General features: G+C 68.7%; 15 protein-coding genes. 9 read left to right on the plus strand and 6 right to left on the minus strand.

Annotated elements, in window-relative coordinates; translation table 11 throughout:
- The first annotated feature begins 7 nt into the window (after positions 1–7).
- From PWF70_RS06180 to PWF70_RS06190, 3 genes are all read left to right on the plus strand, one after another.
- A complete protein-coding gene (locus PWF70_RS06180) occupies positions 8–1,192 on the plus strand; it encodes an MBL fold metallo-hydrolase (RefSeq protein ID WP_035754900.1) in 1,185 nt (394 codons plus the stop codon).
- A complete protein-coding gene (locus PWF70_RS06185) occupies positions 1,189–3,675 on the plus strand; it encodes an HAD-IC family P-type ATPase (RefSeq protein WP_006359714.1) in 2,487 nt (828 codons plus the stop codon). The genes PWF70_RS06180 and PWF70_RS06185 overlap by 4 nt, the downstream gene beginning before the upstream one ends.
- Before the next feature lie 71 nt (positions 3,676–3,746).
- Positions 3,747–3,986: an antitoxin gene (locus PWF70_RS06190; protein WP_006359715.1), complete on the plus strand. Its 240-nt coding sequence runs from the start codon at positions 3,747–3,749 to the stop codon at positions 3,984–3,986.
- Between the two features lie 4 nt (positions 3,987–3,990).
- On the opposite strand, the gene PWF70_RS06195 is transcribed toward PWF70_RS06190, so the two are convergent.
- A complete protein-coding gene (locus PWF70_RS06195) occupies positions 3,991–4,632 on the minus strand; it encodes a DNA-3-methyladenine glycosylase (RefSeq protein ID WP_006359716.1) in 642 nt (213 codons plus the stop codon).
- Here PWF70_RS06195 and PWF70_RS06200 point away from each other — a divergent pair.
- From PWF70_RS06200 to PWF70_RS06220, 5 genes are all read left to right on the plus strand, one after another.
- Complete coding sequence (locus tag PWF70_RS06200) at positions 4,610–5,047, plus strand: type II toxin-antitoxin system Rv0910 family toxin (protein WP_006359717.1); 438 nt, start codon at positions 4,610–4,612, stop codon at positions 5,045–5,047. The genes PWF70_RS06195 and PWF70_RS06200 overlap by 23 nt on opposite strands.
- Before the next feature lie 87 nt (positions 5,048–5,134).
- Positions 5,135–6,847, plus strand: a complete 1,713-nt coding sequence (locus PWF70_RS06205) for a substrate-binding domain-containing protein (protein WP_006359718.1) — start codon at positions 5,135–5,137, stop codon at positions 6,845–6,847.
- Positions 6,848–6,907: 60 nt separating this feature from the next.
- Positions 6,908–7,414 (plus strand): FMN-binding protein, encoded by a 507-nt coding sequence (locus PWF70_RS06210; RefSeq protein WP_006359719.1) that lies wholly within the window; start codon positions 6,908–6,910, stop codon positions 7,412–7,414.
- Positions 7,415–7,440: 26 nt separating this feature from the next.
- Positions 7,441–8,328 (plus strand): FAD:protein FMN transferase, encoded by an 888-nt coding sequence (locus tag PWF70_RS06215; RefSeq protein WP_081474354.1) that lies wholly within the window; start codon positions 7,441–7,443, stop codon positions 8,326–8,328.
- Positions 8,325–9,920 carry an oxidoreductase gene (locus PWF70_RS06220; RefSeq protein WP_006359721.1) on the plus strand — a complete coding sequence of 532 codons (1,596 nt, stop codon included), beginning with the start codon at positions 8,325–8,327 and terminating at the stop codon, positions 9,918–9,920. Before PWF70_RS06215 ends, PWF70_RS06220 begins: the two co-directional genes overlap by 4 nt.
- Positions 9,921–9,974: 54 nt before the next feature.
- Here the strand turns inward: PWF70_RS06220 and PWF70_RS06225 are convergent, their stop codons facing one another.
- Both PWF70_RS06225 and pruA read right to left on the minus strand, forming a co-directional pair.
- Positions 9,975–10,925 (minus strand): proline dehydrogenase family protein, encoded by a 951-nt coding sequence (locus tag PWF70_RS06225; protein WP_286352894.1) that lies wholly within the window; start codon positions 10,923–10,925, stop codon positions 9,975–9,977.
- A complete protein-coding gene (gene pruA / locus PWF70_RS06230; protein WP_006359723.1) occupies positions 10,922–12,574 on the minus strand; it encodes an L-glutamate gamma-semialdehyde dehydrogenase in 1,653 nt (550 codons plus the stop codon). Before pruA ends, PWF70_RS06225 begins: the two co-directional genes overlap by 4 nt.
- A 75-nt stretch (positions 12,575–12,649) precedes the next feature.
- On the opposite strand from pruA, the gene PWF70_RS06235 reads away from it, so the two are divergent.
- Positions 12,650–14,257 (plus strand): PucR family transcriptional regulator, encoded by a 1,608-nt coding sequence (locus PWF70_RS06235; protein WP_006359724.1) that lies wholly within the window; start codon positions 12,650–12,652, stop codon positions 14,255–14,257.
- A gap of 121 nt (positions 14,258–14,378) precedes the next feature.
- Here PWF70_RS06235 and PWF70_RS06240 read toward each other — a convergent pair whose 3' ends face one another.
- From PWF70_RS06240 to PWF70_RS06250, 3 genes are all read right to left on the minus strand, one after another.
- Positions 14,379–16,550 carry a glutamine synthetase III family protein gene (locus PWF70_RS06240; RefSeq protein WP_006359725.1) on the minus strand — a complete coding sequence of 724 codons (2,172 nt, stop codon included), beginning with the start codon at positions 16,548–16,550 and terminating at the stop codon, positions 14,379–14,381.
- Positions 16,551–16,741: 191 nt separating this feature from the next.
- Entirely contained in the window at positions 16,742–18,733 is a 1,992-nt protein-coding gene (locus tag PWF70_RS06245; protein ID WP_042376608.1) for a gamma-glutamyltransferase family protein, read from the minus strand.
- A 16-nt stretch (positions 18,734–18,749) separates the two neighbouring features.
- Positions 18,750–20,123, minus strand: a complete 1,374-nt coding sequence (locus PWF70_RS06250) for an MFS transporter (RefSeq protein WP_042376610.1) — start codon at positions 20,121–20,123, stop codon at positions 18,750–18,752.
- Between the last annotated feature and the right edge of the window lie 39 nt (positions 20,124–20,162).

The following is a 20,162-nucleotide window of genomic DNA, read 5'->3' on the forward strand; positions in this document are numbered from 1 at the left end:
TTACTGTGTGGATGTGACCACGGATCCCGAAAGAAGCGGCCCCGACGCGACCTCGCGGGTGCTGGGGCGGGTGACATCGGCTGGGGCGATGATGGCCGACGCGGTGGCCGAACGGCTCGCCGCCGGTGGTCTCGGCCCGGCTCGCGCACTCGGCGCCACCCGCGAGGAGATCGTGCCGCACGTGCGCACGTCCCCCCACCTGCGAGACGGGGTCTTCGACAACCCCGAGCCGCCGGAGGGTTCCGTCGCCCCGGACCGCCAGGTGCTCGCCGACATGGCGCGCCGCCCGGGCCGGCCCCGACGTCCGGTGATGGTCACCGTCCCGACCTTCGACGCCCCGTCGCCCCTCGCGGTCACCTGGCTGGGACATGCCACCGCGATCGTCGACATCGACGGCGCGCGCATCATCACCGACCCCGTCCTGAGCCGCCGGTGTTCGCCGAGCCAACTCGTCGGTCCGGGACGCATGCACGCCGCCCCGCTGGCCGCGCGCGAGCTGCCCCCGATCGACGTCGTGGTCATCAGCCACGACCACTACGACCATCTCGACATGGACACGGTCACCACCATCGCGGCGACACAGCCGGACGCCGTGTTCGTCACGACCCTCGGCGTCGCCGCACATCTGATGTCCTGGGGGATCGCCGAAGACCGCATCCGGCAGGCGGATTGGTGGGACGAGGTCGTCGTCGCCACACGCGGCGGAGAGCTGCGGTTCACCTGCGGACCGGCACGCCACTTCTCCGGACGGTGGCTGGCACGCAACCTCACCCAGTGGGGGAGCTGGGCGATCGCCGGCCACACCCACCGCGTCTTCTTCTCCGGCGACACCGGCCACACCGAGCGATTCTCCGACGTCGGCGCCCGGCTCGGCCCCTTCGACCTGACGCTCATCGCCGTCGGCGCCTACGACGTGATGTGGCCCGACATCCACGTCAACCCGGAGGAGGCGCTGTCGGTGCATCGGATGGTCTCGCCGGCTTCCGGGGCCGATTCGGTTCTGGTCCCGATCCACTGGGGCACCTTCAATCTCGCCCGTCACCCATGGGGTGAGCCGATCGCGCGGCTGCAAGCCGCCGCACACCACGGCGACCCGACTGTGCTCGTCCCGCAGCCCGGTGGTTCGATCGACCTCGAACACCGCACCGGAACCGGTGTGGCGCATTCGAGTTGGTGGGAGGTTTCGGCGTGAGCACCACGACGGAGACGATCGAGCCCGGTCTTACCGCGGCAGAGGTGGCCCAGCGGGTCGCCGAGGGCAAGGTCAACTCCATGCCCGACCGCTCGGGCCGCAGCGTCGCGGACATCGTGCGCGCCAACGTCTTCACGCGCATCAACGCGATCCTCGGTGTTCTGTTCGCCATCGTCGCGTTCACCGGTTCGCTCATCAACGGCCTGTTCGGTCTGCTGATCATCGCCAACTCGACGATCGGCATCGTCCAGGAGGTCCGCGCCAAGCGCACCCTCGACAAGCTCGCCATCGTCGGTCAGACCCGGCCGCGGGTCCGACGCGACGGTGAGGTCGTGGAGGTCGCGCCCGACGAGGTCGTGCTCGACGACATCATCGAGATCGGTGCCGGCGACCAGATCGTCGTCGACGGCGAGGTCATCGAGGCCACCGCACTGGACGTCGACGAGTCGCTGCTGACCGGTGAGGCCGATCCGATCGACAAGGACCCGGGCGCGCAGGTCATGTCCGGCAGCTTCGTGGTCGCCGGCGGCGGCGCCTACCGGGCGACCAAGGTCGGGGCCGACGCGTACGCCGCGCAGCTCGCGGCCGAGGCGTCGAAGTTCACCCTGGTCTCCTCCGAACTCCGCTCGGGAATCGACCAGATCCTGCGGGTCATCACCTGGCTGTTGATCCCCGCCGGCATCCTGACGATCGTCAACCAGCTGTTCATCAGCGACAACAGTCTCAAGCAGGCGCTGCTGGGCATGGTCGCCGCGCTCGTGCCCATGGTGCCCGAAGGTCTGGTGCTGATGACCTCGATCGCCTTCGCGGTCGGCGTCGTTCGCCTCGGGCAGCGGCAGTGCCTCGTGAACGAACTCCCCGCGATCGAGGGCCTGGCCCGCGTCAACGTCGTGTGCGCCGACAAGACCGGCACCCTCACCGAGAACGGGATGCGCCTGTCCGAACTGCGCGTCGTCGGCGACGATCCGCCAGACCTGGCCGGAGAGGTGCTCGCGGCACTCGCCGCCCACGATCCGCGTCCCAACGCCAGCATGATCGCCGTCGCCGAGGCGTATCCGACCCCGCCGTCGTGGACCGTGTCCGCGATCAAGCCGTTCACCTCGGCCACCAAGTGGAGCGGGATGTCGTTCGACGACGCGTCCGGCACCGACGTAGGCAACTGGTTGATCGGCGCACCCGACGTGCTGCTCGACCCGGCCGGGGAGACCGCTCAACTGGCCTCCGACATCGGCGCGGCCGGACTGCGCGTGCTGCTGCTCGCGCGCACCGACGTCCCCGTCGACACCGAACCGGCCGCCGGCGCGGTCGCCCCGGGCACCGTGACCCCGGTCGGGCTCGTCGTGCTCGAACAGCGGATCCGGCCCGACGCCCGCGGCACCATCGACTACTTCGAACAGCAGAACGTCGCCGTCAAGGTGATCTCCGGCGACAACGCTCGCTCGGTCGGTGCGGTCGCCGAGTCGCTCGGCCTCGGCTCGGCCGACACCTCCGTCGACGCGCGCAGACTGCCAGAGGAGACCGACGAACTGGCCGACGTGGTCGAACACGGCGTGACCTTCGGTCGTGTCCGTCCCGATCAGAAACGCGCCATGGTCAAGGCGTTGCAGTCGCGGGACAACACCGTCGCGATGACCGGCGACGGCGTCAACGACGTGCTCGCCCTCAAGGACGCCGACATCGGTGTCGCGATGGGATCGGGCAGTTCGGCCGCCCGGTCGGTGGCGCAGATCGTGTTGCTGGACAACAAGTTCGCGACCCTCCCGTATGTGGTGGGCGAGGGTCGTCGCGTGATCGGCAACATCGAACGCGTCTCCAACCTGTTTCTCACCAAGACGGTCTACGCGGTGCTGCTGGCGCTGTTCGTCGGCGTCGGCGGCGTGCTGGGCAAGCTGTTCGGCTCGGACCCGCTGAGCTACCCGTTCCAGCCGATCCACGTGACGATCTCGGCGTGGTTCACGATCGGCATCCCCGCCTTCGTGCTGTCGCTGGCACCCAACAACGAGCGAGCCCGCCGAGGCTTCGTGCGTCGCGTCCTGCTCACCGCGGTCCCCAACGGCATCATCGTCGGCCTGTGCACCTTCGTCACCTATGTGATCGTCAACCCGGGCGGGCCGGGTGTCGAGGTCGGGGGCGACGCCGTCGACCTGTCGCCGGCGCAGACCCAGGCGGCCACCGCGTCGCTGATGACGCTCATCGCGATCGCGGTCTACGTGCTCGCGGTGGTCGCCCGGCCCTACAACTGGTGGAAGGTTCTCCTGCTCGTCGTCTCAGCGGGTGCCTACATGCTGATCTTTGGGTGGCCGTTCACCCAGGACCTCTTCCACCTCGACTCGTCGAACTGGACGATGAACTCGGTCGCGCTCACCTCGGCGGCCGTCGGAATCGTGCTCGTGGAAGCGGTTTCGCGGATCGTGCCGCGGTGGATCGCGAACCACAGCAGTTCTGAAGGGCACTCCGCGGACGTCGAGGTGGCAGCCGCGTAAAGACGCCGTGTAGGCGACTAAACTCTGCCACGGGCGGCCGGAAGACATCCGGCTCGGACACAGGAGACGTCATGGATCTCAAGGGACTCGTCAACAAGGCGCGCGACACGCTGCGCAAGAACCCGAATCTGATCGAGAAGGGCGGCGACGCCATCGACAAGGCCACCGGCAACAAGTACGCCGGGCAGGTCGACAAGGCGCAGGACGCGGTCCGCAAGGCCGTCGGAGCCCAGAACACGGCCGCCCAGAACAACAAGACGCCCGAGAACAACAAGGCGCCCGAGAACAAGCCGGACGCTCCTCAGCAGTAGCCGGTCAGCCGCCGGCGCGCGGGTGACGGCGGTACCCCGACACGGTCGGGTGACCGTCGAAGAAGAATCGCCACGAAACGTCGGCCGCGCGTCGTACGCCGACGCGCGGTCCGGCGGCCACCGGCAGGTCGGGGAGCGGCCCGCCCGGAGATGTGTCGAGAGTCACAGGGGTGTGCGGATCGGCGAGAACGGTGCCGAGATCGGCCATCGTGATCCCGAGCGCGCGGCAGAGGTTCCCGGGGCCGCTGGCGAGCCGGTCGTCGGACACCGGCCTGGAGCGCGCGGCACCGCGTCGGTCACGTGCCAGCTCGACCCCGTCGACCACCTCGCCGGCCCTCAGCAGGACCGCCGCCGCAGGTCCCGGCCCCCGCACCACGATGTTCGCGCAGTGATGGCCGTGGATGCGGTAGACGTACAGGCGGCCCGGCGGGCCGTACATGATCTCCGATCGGGCCGTTCGCGTGTACGCGTGCGACGCCGGATCGTCGGGTCCGGCGTAGGCCTCCACCTCGGTGACCAGGATCGTCACGCCGTGACCCGTCAGGTGCGCGCCGAGCAGCGCCCGGGCCTGATCGGCCACCGGCGCGGGAAAGTCGGAGGTGCGGACACTAGGCTCTGGGACCATGGCGAAGACGAGTGACTCCATCGAGGTTGAACTGTCTCCGGAAGATACCTGGGCGGCCGCCTCGGACCTGTCCCGGTACGACGAATGGTTGCTGATCCACGACTCCTGGCGCAGCCCGCTCCCGGCCTACGAGGACCTGGCCAAGGGCACGCAGATCGCCTCGATCGTCGTCGTGAAGGGCACCCGGGTCCGCTTCGACTGGGTCGTCGAGAAGTTCGACCCGGTGTCGCACGTACGCCTCAAGGGGAGCGGCAAAGGCGGCGTGAAGGCCAAGCTCGATCTGGGCATCCTTCCCACTTCGATCGGATCGGAAGTAACCTTCACTGTTGATCTGGGTGGGTTGCCGCTGATCGGGCCCGTGGGTAAGACCGCGGCCCTGGCGGTGTCGGGAGATCTGCGGAAGTCGCTGCAGCAATTCCGAGAGATCTTCGGCTGACCCGTGCGTGACGTCACGCGGGGGCGGATGACGGCGATGCGTCAGGCGGTGTGAGGACACCGCCATACGAGGGGAACGAGAGTAACTATGGGGCGTCACAGCTCAGATGCCGATCGCGGCGGGAACGAATGGACCCGGGCTGCCGCGAGCAGCGGGGGACCCGCGAGCGGCGCGAGCCGGTCCGATGACGACTTCGGCTTCGAGCACCGCGAGGCCGGCAGCGGTCGCCGCGGCGGCTGGCTGTGGGCGATCGTCGCCCTGGTCGCGGTCGTCGCCCTCGTCACCGGGGTGATCATCTGGCAGGCCGGCTCCGGGGGTTGCGGTGATCGCACCCGGGTCGCCGTCGCCTCCGACGCCGCGATGACCGGCCCCCTCCGCGAGGTGGCACGACAGGCATCCGCGGACTCCTGCTACGACTACGACGTCCAGACCGCCGCCGGCGCCGACGTGCCCGGCCTGTTGACGCAGGGCGCCGCGGCGCCCGACCTCTGGGTCGCCGACTCTCAGGTGCAGGCACGCCGCGTGACGACGCAGGTCCGCCGCGACCTCGATCTGGTGGCACCCTCCATCGCCTCGACCCCGACCGTCGTCGCCGGGGAGAACGTCCCCGAACTGGGCACGTGGGTCGAGGTCATGAAGCTCCCCGACCTCAGGACCGGTAGCCCCGTCGACACCAGCACCGGCGATGCCCCGATCATCGGTGCGCTCGCGGCCGTCGACGCCGGCGAGCTTCCGGAAGAGAAGTTCACCGAGGCCATGACGATCTTGGCGATCCAGCAGAACAACGCGCGTCTGACCAACGACAACGAGGGCACCCGACTCAACCTGGCGAACACCTCGGGTGTGCCGGTCGTGACGACCGAGCAGCAGTACGAGCTCTTCATGCGCACCCATCAGGGGTCGAAGCTGACGTCGACCATCCCCGCCTCGGGCACCGTCATGCTCGACTACCCCCTGGTGAACACCGCATCTGCGGCTCGCCAGCAGGTGGCCGACGAGGCGGGGGCCGCGCTCGTCGCGGCGCTGGGCACCGATTCCGGTCGCAAGGCGCTGACCGACGCGGGCTACCGCGACGCCGACGGCAACGGGGTCGGCGAGCCGGTCAAGGAGCTGCAGCTGCGCGACCCGTCGTCGGTCGACAAGGCGCTGCGTCAGTGGCAGGTCCTCGGCGTGCCGATCCGCAGCCTCGTCGTCCAGGACACCTCGGGGTCCATGGAGACACCTGCCGGTGGCACCACCCGCGCGGGTCTGCTCATCGACGCCTCCCAGACGGGCCTGAAGCTGTTCCCCAACAACACGATGATCGGTGGCTGGGCATTCGGCGTCGACAAGGGCGGCGACGGTCAGGACTGGCTGGAGATGGCGCCCATCCGGCGGCTCGACGCGCGTTCGGGCAGTGGGACGCACCGTGATGCGCTCAGCCGGGCGGTGGAGGAAGGCCTGTCCGACCTGGGTGGCGGTACGGGCCTCTACGACACCACGCTCGCGGCGTTCAAGAAGGTCCAGGACACCTACGACCCGAACTACTCCAACAGCGTCATCATCATGACCGACGGCCAGAACGAGGATCCGAACAGCATCAGCCTGGACGAACTGCTGGCCGAGCTGAAGCGACTCGAAGACCCGGCACGGCCGGTGCTGGTACTGACCATCGGCATCTCCGACGACGCCGACTCCGACGCGCTCAAGCAGATCGCCGAGGCCACCGGCGGCACCACCTATGTCGCCGAGAACGCCGCCGACATCCGGACCGTGTTCGTCGACGCCATCCAGGCGCGTGTCGCTGCGGCCGGTCGCTGACCGGCGGCGATTCGGCGAGCCAGCGGGGCGGCGCGCCGGGCGATCAGGGACAATGGGCCGATGACCTCCACTTCGAACCCTGCCCCGTCCGAATCTGAGCTGTCCGGTTCGAGCCGTTCGTCGGTTCTGCTGCGTACCGGCGGCGTCCTCGCGGCGATGGCGGCCGTCGGTCTCGCCGCCGGGGCCTGTTCCTCCGACGACTCCGGCTCCGGCAGCACCACCGCTGCGGACACCTCCACCGCGACAGTCACCGACGGCGCCACGGGCGAGGAGTACAAAGACGGCGAGTACACCGCGGAAGGCGGGTACATCTCACCCGGCGGACCGCAGAAGGTCGGCGTCACCGTCACCCTGTCGAACGACGTCATCACCGCGGTGTCGGTCGACACGAGCCAGACCAAGGGCCCGTCGGTGGAGTACCAGGGCAAGTTCGCCGGCGGGATCTCGGATGTCGTCGTGGGCAAGAACATCAACGACATCGATGTCGACAAGGTCTCCGGCTCGTCGCTGACCTCGGGTGGCTTCAACGAGGCGATCGAGAAGATCAAACAGGAAGCCATCAACTGAGTTCGACCGGCGTGACCACCCCCGGCATGAATTCTCCTGCAGCCATCCATGACTGGGTGTTCGACGCCATCGGTACCCGGTGGACGGTCACGACACCGGCGCCACTGCCCGACGACGTCGTCGACGCGGTGCGCGCCGAGATCGACCGAATCGACCTGGCGTGGTCGAGATTCCGCGACGACTCGGCGGTCGCCGAGATGGCGCGGACGGCCGGACGCCACCCGATCGCGGAGTCGGATCAGCCGCTCGTCGACTGGTACCGCAGGCTCTATCGGCTGACCCGCGGTGCGGTCACACCGCTGGTCGGACAGACCCTTGCCGACGCCGGTTACGACGCGGACTACACCCTGCGGCCCGCCGCCCGGGTGGCCGGGATCCCGGGTTGGGACGAGGTGATCGCCGGGCATGACGGCGCGCTGGAACTGCGCCAACCCGCGCTGCTCGATGTCGGTGCGGCGGGAAAGGGTTTCGCGGCCGACCGGGTGGCGGAGATCGTTGGGCGGGCCACCGATGACTTCGTCGTCGACGCCGGTGGCGACATGGTCGTCTCACCCCGCACCCGCGGGCTGAGGGTGGCGCTGGAGCACCCGATGGACCCGACCAAGGCGATCGGCGTGGTCACGCTCGACGCCGGGGCGATCTGCGCGTCGGCGAGCAATCGTCGGGTGTGGGCGGACTGGCATCACATCGTCGACCCCCGCACCGCCTCACCTGCAAGGGAGGTGCTGGCCACGTGGGTGATCGCACCGTCGGCGATGGAGGCCGACGGGCTGGCGACCGCGCTGTTCTTCACCCCGGCCGCGTTCCTGCGCGGCGACTTCGACCATCACGCGGAGGGTTTTCATCACGTGACCGTCCGGCGCAACGGCAGTGTCGAACACACCGCGATCCCCGGATTGGAGTTGTTCCTGTGACGACCGGCGTTTCGACGACCAGACCCACCGCGTTCTTCCCGCGGATCCTCGCGCCGTTCGATGCCACGCGGCGACACCTGACCCCGTACCGGGCGGTGTTGTGCGGGCTGGTCCTTCTCGCGGTCGCGGCCTTCGTGGTGTCTGCGGTCGACGCCGACTTCGGTTACGGACCAGACGAACTCGCGGTGTGGCTGCTGGTGGCGGTCGGGGTGAGCGGCCTGGCCACCTATCTGTTAGCGGCCGTGTTCCGGGTGCCGCCGAATTCCGATTCGTGGCTCATCACCGGACTGATCCTGTTCTTCGTGGTGCCCGGCGGTTCGGTAGACACCGCGGTCGCGACCGTCGCAACGGCGGCGGTGATCGCCGCGGCGTCGAAATACGTTCTGGCATGGCGTCGACGGCTGATCCTGAACCCGGCGGTCGCCGGCGCCGTCGGCTGTTATGCGCTGGCCTACGCCGGTGTCGACGGACTGAGCTACCCGTTCTGGTGGGTGGCGGCCGAGCCGCTGCTGATCCCGATGATCGTCATCGGCGCGGCCGTGGTCACCCTGGTCCGCGAGTGGCTCCTCGTGGCCGTGTTCCTCGTCGCGTCGCTGGTGACGATCGGCGTGGTCGAACTGGTTCGCGGCGGCCAGGATCTGTCGACGTGGGTCGTGTCGTCGCCGATGCTCTTCGTCGCGGCCGTCATGCTGCCCGAACCGCTGACATCTCCGGCGCGACAGCCGCATCGGCTGATCTACGCGGCCCTGGTCGGGGTGCTGATGCACTGCCAGTACACGGTCGAGGTGACCGACTCGTACACACTGGCTTTCGTGCCGGAGATCGCTCTGCTCGTCGGCAGCCTGTACGCCTTCGCAGTACGCCTGGCGACGCGCACCGCGCGCCGGGTGCGCCTCGACGTCGAGACCGCGTCACTGGCCGACCGCACCTACGTGTTGCGCGGTGAACCCGCCGGTGGCGCACCGTCGTTCCGGGCGGGGCAGTGGTCGAGTGTGAGTGTGCCGCGGTGGTCGGCGCCGGTGTGGACCGGTTCGCGCCGGGTGTTCTCGTTCGTGTCCGCGCCGAGGGAGGCGCCGGTCGAGTTCGGTTTCACGGTCGCGGGGGTGCCGTCGTCGTTCAAGGCCGCCCTCATCGACGGCCGTGCCCGGCGCGCGTGGGTCGACGAGATCGGTGGCGACTTCGTCCTCCCGCGGGTGTTTCCGGCCAAGGGCAGGGTCGTGCTCCTCGCGTCGGGTATCGGGATCACGCCGTTCGTGTCGATGGTGCGGTCGCTTGACGGCGCCGACCTGTCGGGACTGACCGTGGTCCATGTCTTGCGCTCGTCGGAACGGACCGTCTACGACGACGAGTTGGACTCTGCCAGAGGGGCCTCGGCACGGGTGGTCACGGTCATCGCGCCGGAACTCGCCGACGGCGTCGACGATCCCGACCGTCTGGCGGAGCTCGTCGGTCCGGACATCGCGGGTGCGCACTACTACGTGTCGGGCACACCGGGATTCGTCGAACGCACCTCGTCGACGATCCGGCATCTCGATCCGTCGACCAGGTTGCGTCCGTGGCGTATCCACACCGACTCGTTCACCGGTTACTGATGGGCTTCGAATATCCCTGCGAGATCGTCACCCCTGACGCGGGAGTTCGGCGCTCTACCCGGCCAGCGCCCGCAAGAAGAAGCCGAGATTCGCCGGTCTCTCCGCGAGGCGACGGACGAAGTAGCCGTACCACTCGGTGCCGTATGGGATGTACACGCGCACTCGGGCGCCCGACTCGACGAGCCGTCGCTGCTCGTCAACCCGGATGCCGTACAGCATCTGGTGCTCCCACGTGCCGGGGGCGCGGTCGAACTCCGCCGCCAGGATCGAGGCCTCCTCGATCATCGTCGGGTCGTGGCTGGCGACCATCGGATAGCCGTTGCCCTTCATCAGGATTCGCAGGCAGCGGAGGTAGGCCTCGTCGACCTGGTGACGGTCGGGGTAGGCGACCGCCGGCGGTTCGGCATAGGCGCCCTTGCACAACCGGATTCGTGCGCCCGTTGCCGCGAACTCGGCGCAGTCGGCCTCGGTACGACGCAGATACGCCTGCAGCACGGTCCCGACCTCGGGGAAATCCTGTCGCAGTGACCGCACGATGGCCAGACGCTCGTCGACGGTCGCGTGATCCTCGGCGTCGATGGTGATCAGTGCCCCGGCGTGGTGCGCTGCCGCGGCGATGGTCCGGGCGTTCTCCTCGGCGATCTTGGCGCCGTGTTCGGGCAGCCGTTGACCCAGCGCAGTGAGTTTCACCGACACCTCCAGCGTACCCGGACGTACCGGACCCAGGCCCGGCATCGCTTCCAGCAGAGACACATAGGCGGCGACCGTGGCGTCGGCCTGTGATTCGTCGACGGTGTCCTCGCCGAGGAAGTCGATGGTCACCGCCAGCCCGTCGTCGAGTTCTCCTCGGATGGCGGCGAGGACGTCGTCGAGCGTTTCGCCGGGCACGAACCGGCGCACGACCTTCTCGGTCACCGACCATCGCTGCGAGGTCTGTTTGATCCGTTCGCTGCGCGCCGCGGCGGTGATCGTCGGGCGCAGGAGGGTGTCGAAGAGCGTGCTCAACTGGAGACCCCCGTGAAGTCGGTGCTCATGTGCGGGTACCGGGTCGTGGTCGGCGGTGTGAACGTCTCCTTGATCGTGCGGCTCGACGTCCAGCGCAACAGGTTCTGCTTCGACCCCGCCTTGTCGTTCGTGCCCGACGCCCGACCGCCACCGAACGGCTGTTGGCCGACGACGGCACCGGTCGGCTTGTCGTTGATGTAGAAGTTTCCGGCCGCATTGCGGAGCCGGTCCGACGCGAGAGCGACCGCCGCGACGTCGGTCGCCATGACCGCGCCGGTCAGCGCGTACTTCGCCGTCGTGTCGACCAGGTCGAGCACGGTCTCGTAGTCGGCGTCGTCGTAGACGTACACCGCCAGGATCGGGCCGAAGTACTCCGTGGAGAACGACTCGTCCCGCGGGTCGTCGGACAGCAACACGGTGGGGCGCACGAAGTACCCGACCGTGTCGTCGACCTGCCCGCCGACGGCGACGGTGACCTGCGGCGAGGACTTGGCGCGCCGCAGCGCCGCGATGTTCTTGTCGAAGGCACGCTGATCGATCAGGGCGCCACCGAAGTTCGACAGGTCGCGGACGTCACCGTAGGTGATTTCGGCTGTCTCGCCGAGGAAGTCGTTACCCATCTTGTCCCACACCGACCGGGCGATGTAGGCGCGTGAGGCGGCCGAGCACTTCTGGCCCTGGTACTCGAACGCGCCGCGGATCAATGCCGTTCGGAGAGCGTGCGGTTCGGCGGAGGAATGGGCGACGATGAAGTCCTTGCCGCCCGTCTCGCCGACCAGGCGCGGGTAATTGCGGTACTTGTCGATGTTGTTGCCGACCGCTCGCCACAGGTACTGGAAGGTCGTGGTCGATCCGGTGAAGTGGATTCCGGCCAGGTTCTCGTCGGCGAGAACCACATCCGACACGGCACGTCCGTCGCCGTGGACGAGGTTGATGACTCCGGGAGGCAGTCCGGCGGCTTCGAGGAGTGCCATCGTGTACTGCGCCGAATACGCCTGTGTGGGAGAGGGCTTCCAGATCACGGTGTTGCCCATCAGCATCGGCGCCGTCGGCAGATTCGCGGCGATGGCGGTGAAGTTGAACGGGGTGACCGCGTAGACGAATCCGTCGAGCGGACGCTGATCGAGCCGATTCCAGACACCCGGTGACGACACCGGTTGTTCGGCGAGTATCTCGCGTGCGAAAGCGACGTTGAACCGCCAGAAGTCGGCGAGCTCGCAGGGCGCGTCGATCTCGGCCTGCTGCACCGACTTCGACTGGCCGAGCATCGTCGCGGCGGCGATCCGTTCACGCCACGGCCCCGACAGCAGTTCGGCCGCGCGCAGGATCACCGCGGCCCGGTCGTCGAAGCTGGTGTGCGCCCAGTCGTCCTTTGCGTCCATCGCGGCGTCGACGGCCGCACGGGCGTCGTCGTGCGTGGCGTTGGTGAGGAATCCGAGCACCTCGTGGTGCGCATGCGGCTGCACGACGTCGATCTGATCGCCGTGCCCGAGATGCAGGCGACCGCCGATGATGTGCGGCAGCTCGCGCCGGCCGGCGCTGGACTGGCGGGTGAGTTCGTTGACGATCCGGGTGCGCTCGGGCGACCCGGGGGCGTAGGTGTGCACCGGCTCGTTGACCGGGCGAGGGGGAGTGGTGATGGCGTCCATGACGTCAGTTCACCTGCGGAGGGCGTTCCCGCGATATGGCCGATCGGCAAACCGGACAGCCGTAGCCTTGTCCGTATGGACAAATCTCCGGGCGTCGCGCTCGGGCGTCTCATCCTGGCCCTGGACCGGACGGTGGCGACCCTGGTCACCGCACCGCAGGGACTCGACGTGCCGGTGCGGAGCCTCGCGATGATCGACATCGACGACGTCCACTTCGGCCTCGGTCGCGCGGCACGGTCGGCCGATGTGTTCCTGCTGGTCGGCCTGCCCGACGAGGTGAGCACCGAACTGCTGGCCGGCCTCGGCATCCATCGCCCCGTCGCCGTCATGAGCAAGACGTCGTCGGCGACCCTCACCGACCTCGCCGATCGACTCGGTATCGCGGTCGTCGCCATCGACCCGCACGCCCGGTGGGAGCGCATCTACAACCTCGTGTCGCGCGTCCTCGACACCGCGCGGCGTTCGCCGGACGACGGCGAGTCGATGGAGTCGGGCGCCACCGGTGATCTCTTCGAACTCGCGGCCGAGGTCGCACGGCGCACCGGCGGACTGGTCAGCATCGAGGACGAGCGATCGCACGTGCTGGCCTACAGCACGGCCGGCGACGAGGCCGACGATCTGCGACGGTTGTCGATCCTCGGCCGCGAGGGCCCGCCGGAGATGCTCGCCTGGCTTCGGCAGTGGGGTGTGATGGACGCGCTGCGCACGTCGGCGCGGGTGGTCGCGGTCGACGCGCGAACCGACCTCGGCCTGCGGGAACGCCGCGCGGTCGCGATCCGGGCCCCGGGCACGGCCGAGTTTCTGGGGGTCGTCTGGTTGCAGCGCGGTGCCGGACCGTTCGCCGACGACACTGACGAGGTGCTCACCGGAGCGGCCGCGGTCGCCGCCCGGGTGATCGCCCGTCGTCGATCCGCGGGCACCGAACACGACGAACTGGTCCGTCGGCTCCTCGGCGCGCGCGGCGACATCATCGACGTCGACGCACTCGCCGCTCAGCTCGGCGTCGACCCGTCCGTCGCAGTGGTCCTCGTCGGATTCGCGACGACCGGTTCGGCCGAAGACGCCTCGGTGCCGTTGTCGGAGAACGCCACTCGCATCTCCGCGCTCACCCTGCACGCCAGCGCGTTCAGTCCGCTGTCGGTGACCTCGACCATCGGCGACCGTGCCTACGTGGTGCTCCCCGGTGTGACGGACGATGCCGCGGTCGAATGGGCGCAGGTGTCCGTCGAGGTGACGCAGCGGCAGTTCGGTTTGCGCATCCGCGCGGTGGTCGCCGGACCCCACACCCTCGCCGCGGTACCCGAACTGCGCAGCCAGATCGACCGCGTGCTCGACGCGGCTTCCCTCGAAGGCGAACTGATCGACGACGTCACCACCGTCGCGGGCTCACGCACCGGGGTCCTGCTCGGCGAGATCGTCGCGCTCCTCGCCGAGAACCCCGACCTCGTCGACCCGCGGGTCTCTGACCTCGCCGACCTCGACGCCCGCACCGGTAGCGACTTCACCGTCTCCCTGCGCGCCTACCTCGACCGTTTCGGCGACGTCCGGTCGGCCGCCAACGATCTGCACGTCCACCCGAACACGTTGCGCTACCGCATCCGACGCATCGAGACCCTCACCGGGATGGACCTCGAGGACCCGGCGACCCGGCTCGTCGTGGCATTGTCGTTGCGGGTGCGGTAGGAGCTGAAAACCGCCCCCGAAAACCACCCTGTGCAGCGGCACCGACGACACTATGTCTTCGGCGCCGCCGTGGAGGGTCGACCTCAGGGGCGGTTTCCAGCTCGGGTGAGTACCCGAGATGTCAGAGGATCGTGAGCATCTCGTTGTAGGTGGGCAGCGGCCAGAGGTCGTCGGCGACGATGCTCTCGAGCGTGTCCGCGACCTCGCGCACCGCGGCCATCGCCGGGATCAGCGTCTCGAGTGCGTACTTCGACTCCTCGTAGGTGCTCTCGCCGTGCATACCCGCGATGCCCTCGTCGAGGGTGACCACGGCGGCGTGCAGTGTGCCGATCAGTTCGGTGATCTCGGTGAGAAGCGGTGTGGGAGATTCGATCCCGGCCATCTTCAGTGACGCGGCGGTGCCGGCGAGCTCGCCCTGGTAGCGGATCGCGGCCGGCATGATCATCGTCTTCGCGATCTCCGCGGTCTCCTTGGCCTCGACGAGGATGGTGAGCCCGTAGTACTCGAAGATGACGTCCTCGCGGGCCTCGAGTTCACGGGCCGACAGCACCCCGTACTTCTCGAAGATCTCGACGACCTCGGGTGCGGTGTACTCGGTGACGGCGTCGACGGTGGTGCGGAGGTTCTTGAGACCGCGCGCGGCGGCCTCTTCCTGCCACTCGTCGGAGTAGCCGTTGCCGTTGAAGATCACGGCACCGTGGGCGTTGACGATCTCCTGCAGCACCTTCTGCACGGCGTCGTTGAGGTCGGCGCCGTCGGCGAGCAATTTCTCCAGTTCGGAGGAGATGTAGTCGATGGAGTCGGCCAGGATGGTGTTGATCGCGACCATCGGGTCGGAGATCGATTGGTTGGAACCCGGTGCGCGATACTCGAATCGGTTGCCGGTGAACGCGAACGGGCTGGTGCGGTTGCGGTCGCCCGGGTCGGCCTTCAGCGGCGGTAGGGTGTCGACGCCGAGCTCGAGGACGCCGGCCGTCTTGGAACCGGTGGCGCCACCCTTGGCGATCTGCTCGAAGACGTCCATCAGCTGCTCGCCGAGGAAGATCGAGATGATCGCCGGCGGAGCCTCGTTCGCACCCAGACGATGATCGTTCGACGCCGACGCGACGGCGGCGCGCAGCAGGCCGCCGTAGGAGTGGACGGCGCGGATGATCGCACCGCAGAAGGTGAGGAACTGCATGTTCTCGTGCGGGGTGTCGCCGGGGTTGAGCAGGTTGCCCTGGTTGGCATTTCCGAGTGAGAAGTTGACGTGCTTGCCCGAGCCGTTGACGCCGGAGAACGGCTTCTCGTGCAGCAGGCACTTCATGCCGTACTTCTCCGCGACCGCCTTCATCGTGGTCATCATCAGCTGCTGGTGATCATGGGCCAGCACCGAGCGCTCGAAGACCGGTGCGATCTCGAACTGGCCGGGGGCGACTTCGTTGTGGCGGGTCTTGGCCGGGATGCCCTGCTTGAACAGCTCGCGGTCGAGTTCGATCATGAACGACAGCACGCGTTCGGGGATGGCGCCGAAGTAGTGGTCGTCGAACTCCTGACCCTTCGACGGCGGGGCGCCGAACAGGGTGCGGTTGGAGGTCATCAGGTCGGGGCGCGCGTAGAAGAAGTGCTCGTCGATCAGGAAGTACTCCTGCTCCGCGCCGGCGTAGGAGACGACGGTGTCGACGTTCTCGTGGCCGAAGAGCTTCAGCAGACGCATTGCCTGCTTGCTCATGGCCTGCTGGCTGCGCAGGAGCGGGGTCTTCTTGTCCAGTGCCTCACCGGTCCACGAGATGAAGATCGTGGGGATGCACAGGGTGTTGCCGTTCGGGTTCTCCAGGATGTACGCCGGGCTCGTGACGTCCCAGCCGGTGTAACCGCGGGCCTCGAAGGTGCCGCGCAGACCGCCGTTGGGGAAGCTCGACGCGTCGGGCTCACCCTGCAGCAGCGTCTTGCCGGCGAACTCGGCGAGCGACGCACCGCTCGAATCGGGTTCGAGGAACGAGTCGTGCTTCTCCGCCGTGAATCCGGTGAGTGGGTAGAAGACGTGCGCGTAGTGGGTGGCGCCCTTCTCGATGGCCCAGTCCTTCATCGCGACCGCGACGTAGTCGGCGAGGGTCGGGTCCATCGGGCAGCCGGTGTCGATCGTTGCCGCGACCGCCTTGAAGACATGCTTCGGCAGGCGCTTCTTCATGACCGACAAGCTGAACACGTTGCGTCCGAAGGTGTCTGCCAACGGCTCGGTGAATCCGGGTGCCGACACCTCGTAGGTCGTCACGGCCTCGATGGCCTGACGGCGGGACATGCTGCCACTCATGGTTACTCCTGGTGTTTATCGTCGACCACCGGCAGGTCGGCACGACGACGTCGCTAGGTTGTCGCTGGTTGCGAGCGACTCGACGCTATGAGCTGGGTGTATGCGCCCCGTTGCCCCCGTGTGACGCTGAGGAAAACTAGTGTCCCGGCAGGTGTCTCGGCACAATTCGTCCGTTCGGACGACTCAGCAGGTCACTGCAGCGTGGCGTCGTCGCCCATCACGGCACCTTCACGACGCGGGTCGGCGCCGCCGATCCACCCGGAGTCGTGGCGCATGATCGCGCTGAGACCGCTGGACTGTTCGTCGACGGACACCTCTTCGCCCCGTTCGCGGAGGCCCCGCACCAGCGGATCGTGCGCGCCGTCGTCGGCGGTGTCGACCAGTGGGTGTTCGCCACCGACATTCGACGTCGGGGTGTTGGCCGAGCCGAAGTCGATCATCGACACCGCCTGCTGCGGGTTCAGGCCCCAGTCCAGCATTCCGACAAGGGTTTTCACGACGAACTGGATGATGACCGATCCGCCCGGCGAACCCAGCGCGGCGATCACCTGTGCCGGCGCGCCGTCGGTGCCCGGTTGCATCACCAGGGTCGGCGCCATCGACGACCGCGGACGCTTACCGGGGGACACCCGGTTGGCGAGCAGGGCGCCGTCGTCGTCGCGCGGTTCGGCCGCGAAGTCGGTGAGCTGGTTGTTGAGCAGGAAGCCGTCGACCATGTGGTAGCTGCCGAACGCCGATTCGATGGTCGTCGTCATCGATGCGACGTTGCCGTAGCGGTCGGCGACGGTGATGTGGCTGGTGCCGTGTTCGGTGCCGGGATGCGAACCGAGCGGGACCGGACCGAGGTCCCCGGCCGGTGCCTCACCCAGGGAGGAATCGGGTTTGATCAACCCGGCGCGCGCCTGCAGATATGCGGGATCGAGGATGGTCTCGACGCCGCGTCCCGGCAGCGGCACGAAATCCGGGTCGGCGACGTACTTGTCACGGTCGGCATAGGCGAGTCGCTCGGCCTCGGTGATCAGGTGCACCGCTGCGGGATCCGGCCGGCCACCGTCCCGGCTCGCCTCGGCGTCGCCGTCTGACTCGGTGGGTCGCATCGACGGCAGGTCGAAGTTCTCCAGGATGCCCAGCGTGGAGGCGACGGCGATGCCGCCCGACGATGGTCCGGGCATCGCCACGATCTGGCGGCCGCGGTATCCCGTCACGATGGGATCGCGGGTGACCGCCCGGTAGTTGCGGAGGTCGTCGACGGTCATGAGGCTGGGCGTCAGACCGCCCGCGGTGCTGCCCGCCTCGGCGACGATCGCCTGCGCGAGCGGGCCGTCGTACATCGCGTCGGCGCCGTCGGTGGCGAGTACACCAAGGGTTTTCGCGTAGGCGGGGTTGACCAGGTCGGTGCCCGCGGGCTTCGCCGTGCCCTCGTCGGTCAGGAAGTAGGTGCGGGCTTCCTGGTCGGCCTTCAGGTCAGGCGCGGAGGCGGCGATCGCCCCGGCCAGCCGCGGGCTGATCTCGAAACCGCTGTCCGCCAGAGTGATCGCCGGGGTGAACAGGTCACGCCAGGTCTGCTTGCCGTACTCGCCGTGGACCATGTCGAGCATCCGCAGCACGCCGGGGACGCCGATCGATCGTCCCGAGGCGCGGGCACTCGGCACGGGTGGTGCGGGGTCGGTGGGGGAGATCTGCGTCAGGTAGGTCTCGGTGGCAGCCGCGGGGGCCGTCTCGCGGCCGTCGAAGGCGCGCACCGAGTTCGACGCCGCATCGTAGTAGAGGGCGAAGGCGCCGCCGCCGATACCCGACGACTGCGGTTCTACGAGACCGAGCACCATCTGCGCGGTCACCAGGGCATCGGCCGCAGTCCCACCGTCGCGCAACACCTCGCACGCCGCGCGGGTGGCCAGCGGATTGGCCGTCGCCGCGGCGTAGGTCCCGGTGACGACCGGTTTCATCCCGCTCCGGTAGCCCGAAGCGATCTCGGGTCGGGTCGCGATGTCGGTGGGGGCGGCCGAGACCTCCTGCGCGTCGATCAGTTCGCCGTTCGGGATCTCCGCGCAGGTGACCGGCGCGGCGGAAGGCTCGTCGGTGTCGGTTCCGCACGAGGCGACGACCAGTGCTGCGGCGACCGCGGCCACCGTCAGCCGGAGGCCCCGGGATCCGGGATGAGGACTTCCCCGACGGCGTCTCATGGACCTCAGCGTACGGTCACCGGGCAGACCGGACCGACCGAACGGCGATGCCCACCCCGGTCACGGCGAGGCAGGCGAAACCGAAGGACAGCAACCGTGCCGAACCGACCGCGTCGGAGCCCAAACTGACGAGCAGGCCCGCGGCGGCCGACCCGATGGTGTTGGCGACCATCTGCACGGAGTTGATGCCGGCCGACGCGCGGGCGGCCTCGGCCTGGTCGGTGGTGATGCCCATGGCGGCGGTCGCGATGTGCGGGAAGGCCATGCCGATGCCCATGCCGGCGACCACGAGGCAGGCGTACCAGCCGGCGATCGCGATCGATGCGGTCGACGACTGGAGGAGGCCGTAGCCGGCCATACCGATGGCGAGGAACGCCGGACCCGCGATGCGGGCGGCCGACGCCGATCGTCCGTGGGCCCACGTGCTGCTGGCGATCTGCGCGATCGTCCACCCGGTGGACAGCGCGGCCGGCAGCAGCCCCGCGGTGAAGGGGGACAGACCGCCGACCTGCTGACCGAACAGCGGGAGGAAGGCCTCGGCGGTCGACCCGGCCGCCAACACCGCGATCGAGAGGTAGATCCACTTGAGGGGATTGCCCACCGAATACGTGAGCCGGGGGAGCAGGCCGGTGCCGCCGCGCCGGTCCACGGCGACGAACCCGACCAGGGCGAGCAGCGCGACGCCGCCGAGCACCACGAGCAACGTCGTCGAACCGGAGACCGCCGCCACCGAGACCGCGCCGGCGGCGACGGTCACCGCGGCCAGCGACGCCCACGGCAACGGGTGCCGTTCGTCCGAACCGCGACCACGCGGCAACACCCGCGCGGCGACCGCCGCGATGGCCAGCGTGACGACCGTCAGGAACCAGAAAGAGCCGCGCCACAGTCCGACCTCGGCGAACAGGCCGCCGATCGCGGGACCCACGATGTTCCCGACACCCCACATCGCCGAGATGAGAGCCACTGCCCGGCCCCAGGTGCGCTGCGGCAGCGCGATCTGCACGACGGCGAACGCCAGGCCCGTGAGCAACCCGCCGCCGAGTCCCTGGATCAACCTGCCGGCCAACAGGATCGGCATGGTCGGGGTGAGGGCGCAGACCAGTGAACCCACGGCGAACGCGGAGAACCCGATCAGATAGGCGCCCCGCGCGCCGAACTGCGCCAGCGCGCGTGTCACCAACATCGACGCCACGACGGAGGCGATCAGGAAGACCGTGACGACCCAGGCGTAGAACTGTTCGCCACCGATGTCGGCGATGGTGCTGGGCAGCGAGGCCGAGGTCAGGAAGGTGTTGATCGCGAAGACGAGGATGCCGCCGGCGAAGACCGACACCGCGGCGCGGTGTTCACGGGCGAGGAGTTCGGACCATCCGCCCGATGACGTCGACATCGTCTGCAGGAATATCCGACGCGTCGGCGGCGGTCAAAT

This window comes from Gordonia sp. Swx-4 (genome assembly GCF_030316175.1).
Lineage (GTDB): Bacteria > Actinomycetota > Actinomycetes > Mycobacteriales > Mycobacteriaceae > Gordonia > Gordonia alkanivorans.